The sequence below is a fragment of the Dolichospermum circinale AWQC131C genome (assembly GCF_000426905.1).
GTDB lineage: Bacteria > Cyanobacteriota > Cyanobacteriia > Cyanobacteriales > Nostocaceae > Dolichospermum > Dolichospermum circinale.
In genome coordinates, this window is the sequence record NZ_KE384601.1 from 8,658 (window position 1) to 17,552 (window position 8,895).

The window sequence follows — 8,895 nt, forward strand, 5'->3', positions numbered from 1 at the left end:
GATGAAGCCAATTACCCATTACCCCTTACCCCTTACCCCTTACCCCTTACCCATTACCCATTACCAATTACCAATTACCAGCCCTGGCAGATATGATAGGTGTGCAAATGCAGATGATATTTCAGACATCTGTGCCAGATCCCCTGAAATTAAGGTAAAAATGTCAATCAAGAACATTATTTTCACCGTAATGCTGCTGTTTATACCCGTATCTCTAGCAGCCCACTTTTTAGAATGGGGAGACTTAATAATCTTCATCACTGCTGCATTAGCTATACTACCACTAGCCGCTTGGATGGGTACTGCGACCGAAGAAATAGCTGTGGTAGTCGGTCCAATTCTGGGCGGGTTTTTAAATGCGACTTTTGGTAATGCTACAGAATTAATTATTGCCTTAGTTGCCCTGAATGCAGGCCTAATTGATGTTGTCAAAGCCAGTATTACTGGATCAATTATTGGTAATTTACTCCTAGTCATGGGTTTATCCATGTTACTAGGCGGTATTCGTTACAAAGAACAAACATTTGAGTCAGTTGTAGCGCGGGTAAATGCCTCCTCCATGAACTTGGCGGTAATTGCCATTTTACTACCAACTGCAATGAACTATACCTCGGCAGGTATTAGCGAAAAAACTGTACAGAATCTCTCTTTAGCAGTGGCTATAGTCTTAATTCTAGTTTACGGTTTAACACTACTATTTTCTATGAAAACTCATGCGTATTTGTATGAAGTTGGTGTAGTAGACTTAGAAGGAATAGAAGGAGAAGAAGAGGTTTCCCATGAAAAACCAAATATTTGGTTGTGGACTGGTGTACTTTTAGCCTGTACCTTGTTAGTTGCCTTTGAGTCAGAATTATTAGTAAGTTCCCTAGAAGTTGCTACATCTAAACTAGGTTTAAGCGCACTATTTACCGGGGTGATTTTAGTCCCCATTATCGGTAACGCTGCTGAACACGCTACCGCAGTCACTGTAGCCATGAAAAATAAAATGGATCTTTCTATGTCTGTGGCTGTGGGTTCAAGTATGCAAATTGCCCTATTTGTAGCCCCAGTTTTAGTCATTGCTGGTTGGATAATTGGTCAACCCATGGATTTAGATTTTAATCCATTTGAATTAGTAGCCGTTGCTGTATCAGTGTTAATTGCTAATAGTATTAGTTCTGATGGTAAATCTAATTGGTTAGAAGGGACTTTACTTCTAGCAGCTTATACTGTATTGGGTTTTGCCTTTTACTTTCATCCCTTTGCCAATAGTATTGGTTAACAGGTTAAACTATTATCCTATTCAAAGTCTGAGATTCCCAATCTAATCTAAATAGATTGGGAATTTTTTTATGTTCAAACACATTGCAATCTGCTATAAGTCGGTTGGCGTGAAAAATTGTCGTTATGACAAGGGAACAGGGAACAGGTTATAGGGAACACTTCGACAAGCTCAGTGCATCGCAGGGAACAGGGAACACTTCGACAAGCTCAGTGCATCGCAGGGAACAGGGAACAGGTTATAGGTTACAGGTTATAGGGAACAGGTTACAGGGAACAGGGAACAGGTTATAGGTTACAGGGAACAGGTTTTGGGCAACTTTACTTTTCTTTACTTATATCGGTTTTTTTACGTTCACCTACTTAAATATTTTTTTAAAAATTTTAACTCCCTTAAGATAGATGACTAAAACTAATAATTTCTGTAGTCTCAAATCAGATCATCCCTTTGATATCAACTTCTTGATTAGTAGTTTTATACAGTAATTATATTTGGTTTTTCCCCTTTCCCAAGCGATTAATTTTATCCATAAAATACAATGACTGAAATCGGACTGCTGATGATAGGTGTATTTAATCCAAGAGAACTAAATATTACCCATTTCCCATTAAACCAAACCCTGTTTCACTTAGAAAATGGTGTGCCATTAACAAATAGTCAATCAACTCAGTTAATTTCCTCGACTCAAATTACACCACCAGAATTTATACAAATAAGTGAACCTTTCCTAACTCATCCCTTAGCCATATCTTTTCGTCGGAACAACATCTTTCAGCAAATTACACAAAAACAAATGTCTGCCAATTCTTCTCAGATACAATTTCTTTTGGCTGATGCTGGTGACATGAACATTATGGGAACAACAGATATTAAATCATCAACACGATATCCCACAACCCGTAAAAATCCTATGCCCGTGATTAGTTTTGGTAGTTCAGGTATATCTGTCAGAGTTTTACAAAAACTTTTAGTCTCTAATGGTTATGGAATACCTGTTGATGGCGTTTTTGGACCAATCACTGAAACCGCTGTTAAAGCCTTTCAAAATCGTCGAAATTTATCAGCAGATGGTATGGTTGGTCAAAAAACTTGGTGGGAATTAACAATTTAATTGGTTAGTGGTCTGTTGTCAGTTGTCCGTTGTTAGTTGTTAACTAAATCAGACAAATCACAAAAATCATAGTTTAAATCATAGTTAAAGTTCCGTCCTATCAGTTAATATTTCATAACCAGTATCTGTCACTAACACCGTATGCTCAAACTGAGCCGATAAAGCATTATCAACCGTTACCGCTGTCCATCTATCAGCTAAAATTCTGGTATTTTTAGAACCAGCATTTAAAATTGGTTCAATTGCTAAGGTCATCCCTGAGCGTAATTTTACATTCGGTATTTCATGAGTCCGATAATTAAAAACCGCCGGCTCTTCGTGCAAATTTCTACCCACACCATGACCAGTAAATTGTTCTACCACCGTAAAACCATTGGCTTTTACATGATCTTCAATTGCACCTGCAATCTCCGTCAAATGGACACCAGCTTTTACCTGTTCAATCCCTTTGTATAAAGATTCTTCAGCTATTTTAATCAGTTTTGCGGCTTCATCTGTGACATTACCGACAGCGATAGTAATACAAGAATCACCGTGAAACCCTTGGTAATAAGCTCCTGTATCAACTTTTAAAACATCTCCAGACCGAATTACCTTTTTAGGGCTAGGAATCCCATGGACAACCTCGTTATTAATACTGGAACAGATGGAAGCCGGAAAGCCATGGTATCCTTTAAAACTAGGAGTTGCATCCATTTCCCGGATACGTTTTTCAGCATAAGCATCTAAATCGGCAGTTGTCATTCCTGGCTGTACTAGCTCAGAAATTTCTTTGAGGACGGTTGCTACAATCTTAGCTGATTGCCGCATAATTTCGATTTCACGGGGTGATTTAATTTCAATCCCTCTGCGTTGTTGTTTTTCGGGTTTTAGCTCGACTGGTTGCGAAAGTAGGCTGGTGAAAATGTTCATCATTAAATTGAGAAATTACTGGTGCTTTACTGATTAAGTGTGAATTTGTTGAGATTTATTGCCAAAAATATCTATATTTACGTTAACTTATTTTCGCGCCTCTAGAAACAGATGATCACTTAATCACAATTTCTCCTTTCATTCCCGCTTCTGTGTGTCCAGCTATAGTACATCGTAAAGCATATTTTCCTGATTTTATGGGGACAAACACCCATTCTGCTTCTGCACCAGGTTTAAGTTCTAGTTCGTGAATATTACCTTTGATTTCAACTTTACCCGCTTCGACTTTTTGTGTCCAAATTCCATCAGCAAAGTCTTTAGCAGTAAAATAATGTTTTTGGGAGCTAGGATTATTTAATTTCAGATTGTAACGTTTACCAGGGATAAGTTCTAAGTAATTCGGTTCAAATTTTAATTCATTAGCAGTATTACTCAAGCTGACTGTAATTTCTGTAACTGGTTGTTTTAAGAGATTATGCGATAGATTCTCTGCTGTTGCTGGAGATGTACCCATGATGACTATACTCATGATCAGGGAAAAAATAAGAGTCAAAAATTTACTCATAGCTAAATAGATAGTTGTAGATTACACCTTTGACAATGACTCATAACTATACTCACTTGATGTTTTTATGGGCTAGAATTGGCGGACCTGCTGTCACGACAACAATTTTATCAGAGTGAAGTAACTCACGAGCAGCTTGATTGACTTGACTTAATTTAACCTGCTCTATTTTACTGATAAATGAGCGCAATTCTACCTGATTTAAGCCATAAACCTGATTCATGACCATTCTTTCGCTGAGTTGTTCTGGACTAGCTAAGGAAATATTATAATTACTGATTAAATTAGCTTTGGCTGTTTCTACCTCCTCTAGGGTAACACCTTGTTGGTGAACTTGTTTGAGCAGGTCACGGGTACTGGAAATCGCTTTGTGTGCGTCTTCTGGACTGGTTTGCATTTCAATTAAAAATGTGCCGACATTCTTACCTGTGATGAAATTACTATAAATTCCGTAGGTTAAGCCTTGACGATCGCGCACTTCCGCCCCCAGTCTACTTGATAATGTATCACCTCCGAGAATTTGATTCAAGACCATCGCCGCATAAAATCGTTTATCTTGACGATTAATCCCTGTATAACCCATATAAGTAATCGCTTGGGGTTTACCAGGAACAACGGGATTAACATTAATTACATTTTTCGGCATCTCCACCTTGGGGTATTTTACCACTGGTGGTTGGCCTTTTACTTGCCAATTTCCTAATTGTGCTTGAATGAGCGATCGCACTTTGTTAATATCAAAATCGCCTACAATTGCTAATACTGTAGTATCTGGACGATAATGTTGGGCTTTAAAAGCTATCACGTCTTGACGTTTAATACTCTGAATACTCTCTGCTGTCGGAAAGCTATGTAGTGGGTGTTTTTTCGGATAAATAGATTGAAGGAAGATACGAGTTGCAATCTTTTCAGGATCATCTAAATCTGAATCTAGGGAGGTTAAAGCCTGTTGACGTGAGAGTTTAAACTCTTTTTGTGGAAATGTACTATTTTTAATTACGTCTGTCAATGTTCCTAGTAAAATCGGTAAATCTACTGCTAAACTGCTACCTTTGATCCTCACACCTTCCCGATAGGCTTGAAAGTCCAAATTTGCGCCTTTTGCTGCTAATTCTTGATCAATAGTCCGCATATCTTTGGTTTTCGTCCCATTCATCAGATTTGCTGCTACTAAAGAGGCTAATCCTCCCTTATCACTTCCATCAAATTCTGTTCCTGCTTTAATATGTCCGCTTAAAGTTACTGTGGGTGTAGTTTTATCTGGTAATAGTAGTATGTGTAACCCATTAGCAAATTTTAACTCCTGGGGTATTTCTCTTGTTCCTTTTTTCGGTAAGATATCTACAGGTGGTAAATATTTCTTTACTTCTGCTGGGACTACAGTAATATCAGCGACAAAATTATCTTTTTTTATCCCGGACTCAGATTTGATCAGACTTGTACCTGTTTGTTGAGTAGGTTCAAAAAATCCCACTGTCCGTGCTTCTGGTTGTAGATATTTATTGATGACATTAATTACGTCCTCAGGTTTAACTTCCCGAATATCTATTAAATGATTTTCTGTATATTGGTAATTATCTGTTGTGATTTGATCATTACCCAATTGCATGGCTTGACTGGTTATATCACGATTATTTAAAATAACTGAAGCCGTTAATTGGCTTTTTGCTCGTTCTACTTGTTCTGTAGTGACACCAATTTTAATAACTTCTTTTAATGCCTTTATTACCTTTGCATCAATTTTATGCAAATCCTGATTTTCCGCAGCAGTTACTAATATTTCATACCAGCCACCAGCCCGTAAACTAGCGACATTTGCTTTCAAATCACTAGCTAAACCCGATTCTACCAACTCTTGATATAGGTAAGAATTTTTGCCCGCAGTTAAGATATAATCCATGACCTCTAAAGCAGGTACATCTGGTTGATTAATTTGAGGAAGCGGATAGATTATCTGTAGTAATGGATTTCCTCCCGGTTCTTGTAGTTTAATTGCAGGTGATGGGGAATAGGATGGAGTTATAAGATTATGAGGTGAATATTGACCTTTAGGAATTTTACCAAAAATAGATTTAACACTTTTTAACGTTGGTGTGGTGTCAAAATCCCCGACAATTACCAAAACAGCATTGTCAGGACTGTAGAATTTTTGGTAATATTCTCTTAATTGTTCAACCGTGAATTTCTCTACATCAGCCTTAGTACCACCAATGGGTAAACCGTAAGGATGATTAGGAAAAACCGACTTCATCACAGCACGTTTTAAACGATATTCTGGGCTATTTTCGTAACCAAGTAATTCAGAAATCACCACTTGTTTCTCACTAGCTAACTGTTGAGGATCTATGAGTGAGTTTTTCATTCTATCTGCTTCTAAAGTTAATAGAGAGGTGAGTTTATGCCCTTGAGCAGTGTTGTAATATGCGGTTTGGTCATAACTGGTAAAAGCATTAGAATCACTACCCAAAGCACTAAATAACTGGCCAAATTGAATTGGGCGATCGCTAGTACCTTTAAACATGATATGCTCTAATTGGTGAGCAATGCCATTTACCCCAATTGCTTCTTGACCAGAACCAAACTTGTACCATACTTGCACTGTCACCACGGGAGCATGATGAACCTCCTTCGTGATCACAGTTAAGCCATTGTCGAGGACTGTTTTCCGCACGTTTGCTGTAATGGCGAAATTGGCTGTTTTTTTAGTAACTAGTGTTTCCAGGGATTTTTCCGGGTTGGACTTGTAGGGTGTTGTTGATAAACCTCCTTCTTGGAGATGAAAAGCAGCATCGTGATTTAATGAAAATGCGGCTATTACCCAAAGACTGAAGATCAGTAAAAAAAAGCGATGTCGTTGTGCTAGAGAAAAAAAAGACATATCTTTGGCGAATAGATATATGTAACTTAGATTACATATATTGATGGACTAGAAAAATTGAGCAAATGTTTCCTCAGTACCCCCTGGAAAATAAAAATGTACCTGAAAGGGAAAAGTATTATATCATCCAAAAGGCATAAATACTAATTTTCGGGGCATTTATGCAAAAACCGTATAAACTCCAGAGGTAAACCATCAAAATCAGCGATAAACGCAACTTCTAAAATGTTATCGCCAATTTGCTGCTGTGTAGGCTGCAAAAGAATCTTTAGAGGTGGTAGACTTTCTATTGCAGCTAACCGTGTTTTTAAACTTTCTAGCCAAGTGGATAAATCTGGTGTAGTATGTGTTAAATCAAAAGCCAGATGATAGTAACCCACATAATGTTCATCCTCAAAAGCATCTGGGGCTGGTTTTGGTTGGGGAATTTGGATCAGTTCAATTCTCCCTCCCAAACCTTCCATCCAGCAAGCTAGAGTATAACCGGTGGTGAAGCGATCGCCCACCGTAAACCCTAGTGTTTCATAAAAAGCGATCGCTAAATGGATATTTGCCGTTCTAATAGAAGTATGGTGCATAGAATTTCGGATTTTGGATTTTAGATTTTGGATTAATCTACAACCTAAAACCCAAAAAAGAGAATAGGTAGGAATACAAGAAGATATTTACAATCACCCATTACCCATTACCCATTACCTATTACCTATTACCCATTACCTATTACCTATTCAAACAACCGGAAATATGGGTAACGCACCGGGACACCAGGTTCTTTATCCAAATCAAAATTAATCACTTCCCAACAAGGTTCTGCGGCAGAATCAGGGCTAAAATCTACAGGTAAGCCATATAACCGCGCCCCTGTAGTAACTTCCCCCTGTCCAGAACGCCAGGGTGTACTACGTTCCAAATAGCCACTCATTAACTCCTGATAACGGTTAGCAACAATTATTCTCGTAGCCCGATAACCTTGAGTATAAAGCTTATCTAAAGCTTCGTGAATTTCAAACCGAATCCCATCAGGATGAGTATGTTGACGATACCATTCACCATCCCATCTGCGCCAATGACGACCGGACTGTAAATGAACCAACTCCCCAGTTTTAGGTTCAGCTTCAAATGCGCCATGACGGGGACACAAATAAGTATCCGTCAATGTCAAAGCTGAGATATTTTGGCGACAGTGGGGACACTGTATTTCAGGGCCAAATATCGGGTACTGAAAGCCTGGATTGATCATGAAGTGCGTATAAACATAGTATTGTTTTTCTGCCAGCACCAGTAGGTTTAACTTTACACTCCTGCTCCACTACTTTAGATGACTTGCTTACTCCTGCATAAAAGTGAGGATAGTGTCTGAGAACAAGTCTCACAACTGCCTGACCATGGACGGGCAAGGCTATGATATTCTGGTTTAACAACCAGCCCTAAAGGTTGGAGTTTCTCCAGTGTTCCTGGGTACAATATCCATATTCTATCGTGTCTATCTCTTCTGGCTCAAAATCTCCTGAATTTTCTCAAGCTGCTTTTGTGGCAGCTAACGCTATAATCATTGGTTCTGTAAGCATAGCAGCCAGAGCCAGTGTTTGGTATGGATCTGTGGTTAGAGGTGATGTAGAACGGATTGAAATTGGCGAATGTACAAATATTCAAGACGGTGCAATTCTCCATGGTGATCCGGGTTTACCAACCATTTTAGAAGATTATGTCACTGTTGGACATCGGGCTGTCGTCCATTCTGCTCACATTGAACGTGGTAGTTTAATTGGTATTGGTGCTATTATCTTAAATGGTGTCAGAGTCGGTGCAGGTAGTATGATCGGTGCGGGTGCTGTAGTTACCAAAAATGTCCCCCCTGGTTCTCTAGTTCTCGGCCTCCCTGGTAAGGTGGTTCGTCAACTCACAGACACCGAAATCACTGAACTTATTGCACACGCGGAAAAATACTATCAATTAGCCCTCCTTCATGCTGAGTAGGTAATGGGTAATTGGTAATTGGTAATTGGTAATTGGTAATTGGTAATGGGTAATTGGTAATGGGTAATTGGTAATGGGTAATTGGTAATAGGTAATTGGTAATGGGTAATTGGTAATTCATTTTTATGGAATAACGAACCACTCCAGGCACAGAGGTCACGGAGAAATGAGGATTTGAGAGATATTTT

8 protein-coding genes and 1 pseudogene are annotated in these 8,895 nt (G+C 38.7%); 3 read left to right on the forward strand and 6 right to left on the reverse strand.

Going from position 1 to position 8,895, the window contains the following annotated elements; all coding sequences use genetic code 11:
• Positions 1-160: 160 nt before the first annotated feature.
• Entirely contained in the window at positions 161-1,264 is a 1,104-nt protein-coding gene (gene cax / locus ACIR131C_RS0106845; protein WP_028089595.1) for a calcium/proton exchanger, read from the forward strand.
• Between the two features lie 538 nt (positions 1,265-1,802).
• On the forward strand, positions 1,803-2,375 hold the full coding sequence (locus tag ACIR131C_RS0106850) for a peptidoglycan-binding domain-containing protein (RefSeq protein WP_028089596.1): 573 nt from the start codon (positions 1,803-1,805) through the stop codon (positions 2,373-2,375).
• Positions 2,376-2,459: 84 nt separating this feature from the next.
• Here ACIR131C_RS0106850 and map read toward each other — a convergent pair whose 3' ends face one another.
• The 5 genes from map to ACIR131C_RS0106875 form a co-directional block, all read right to left on the reverse strand.
• Positions 2,460-3,287, reverse strand: coding sequence for a type I methionyl aminopeptidase (gene map, locus ACIR131C_RS0106855; protein WP_028089597.1), 828 nt, complete (start codon positions 3,285-3,287; stop codon positions 2,460-2,462).
• A gap of 115 nt (positions 3,288-3,402) precedes the next feature.
• Positions 3,403-3,816 (reverse strand): plastocyanin/azurin family copper-binding protein, encoded by a 414-nt coding sequence (locus ACIR131C_RS0106860; RefSeq protein WP_417033454.1) that lies wholly within the window; start codon positions 3,814-3,816, stop codon positions 3,403-3,405.
• A gap of 88 nt (positions 3,817-3,904) precedes the next feature.
• Positions 3,905-6,730 carry a M16 family metallopeptidase gene (locus ACIR131C_RS0106865; protein ID WP_028089599.1) on the reverse strand — a complete coding sequence of 942 codons (2,826 nt, stop codon included), beginning with the start codon at positions 6,728-6,730 and terminating at the stop codon, positions 3,905-3,907.
• 143 nt (positions 6,731-6,873) lie between these two features.
• Positions 6,874-7,308 carry a VOC family protein gene (locus ACIR131C_RS0106870; protein ID WP_028089600.1) on the reverse strand — a complete coding sequence of 145 codons (435 nt, stop codon included), beginning with the start codon at positions 7,306-7,308 and terminating at the stop codon, positions 6,874-6,876.
• Positions 7,309-7,454: 146 nt separating this feature from the next.
• Positions 7,455-7,970: a TIGR02652 family protein gene (locus ACIR131C_RS0106875; protein ID WP_028089601.1), complete on the reverse strand. Its 516-nt coding sequence runs from the start codon at positions 7,968-7,970 to the stop codon at positions 7,455-7,457.
• A 239-nt stretch (positions 7,971-8,209) separates the two neighbouring features.
• Between ACIR131C_RS0106875 and ACIR131C_RS0106880 the strand changes: the two genes are divergently transcribed.
• Positions 8,210-8,707, forward strand: a complete 498-nt coding sequence (locus ACIR131C_RS0106880; protein WP_028089602.1) for a gamma carbonic anhydrase family protein — start codon at positions 8,210-8,212, stop codon at positions 8,705-8,707.
• On the opposite strand, the pseudogene ACIR131C_RS25975 reads toward ACIR131C_RS0106880, so the two are convergent.
• Positions 8,695-8,895, reverse strand: a pseudogene (locus ACIR131C_RS25975) (hypothetical protein); the annotation flags it as partial. The gene ACIR131C_RS0106880 and the pseudogene ACIR131C_RS25975 overlap by 13 nt on opposite strands.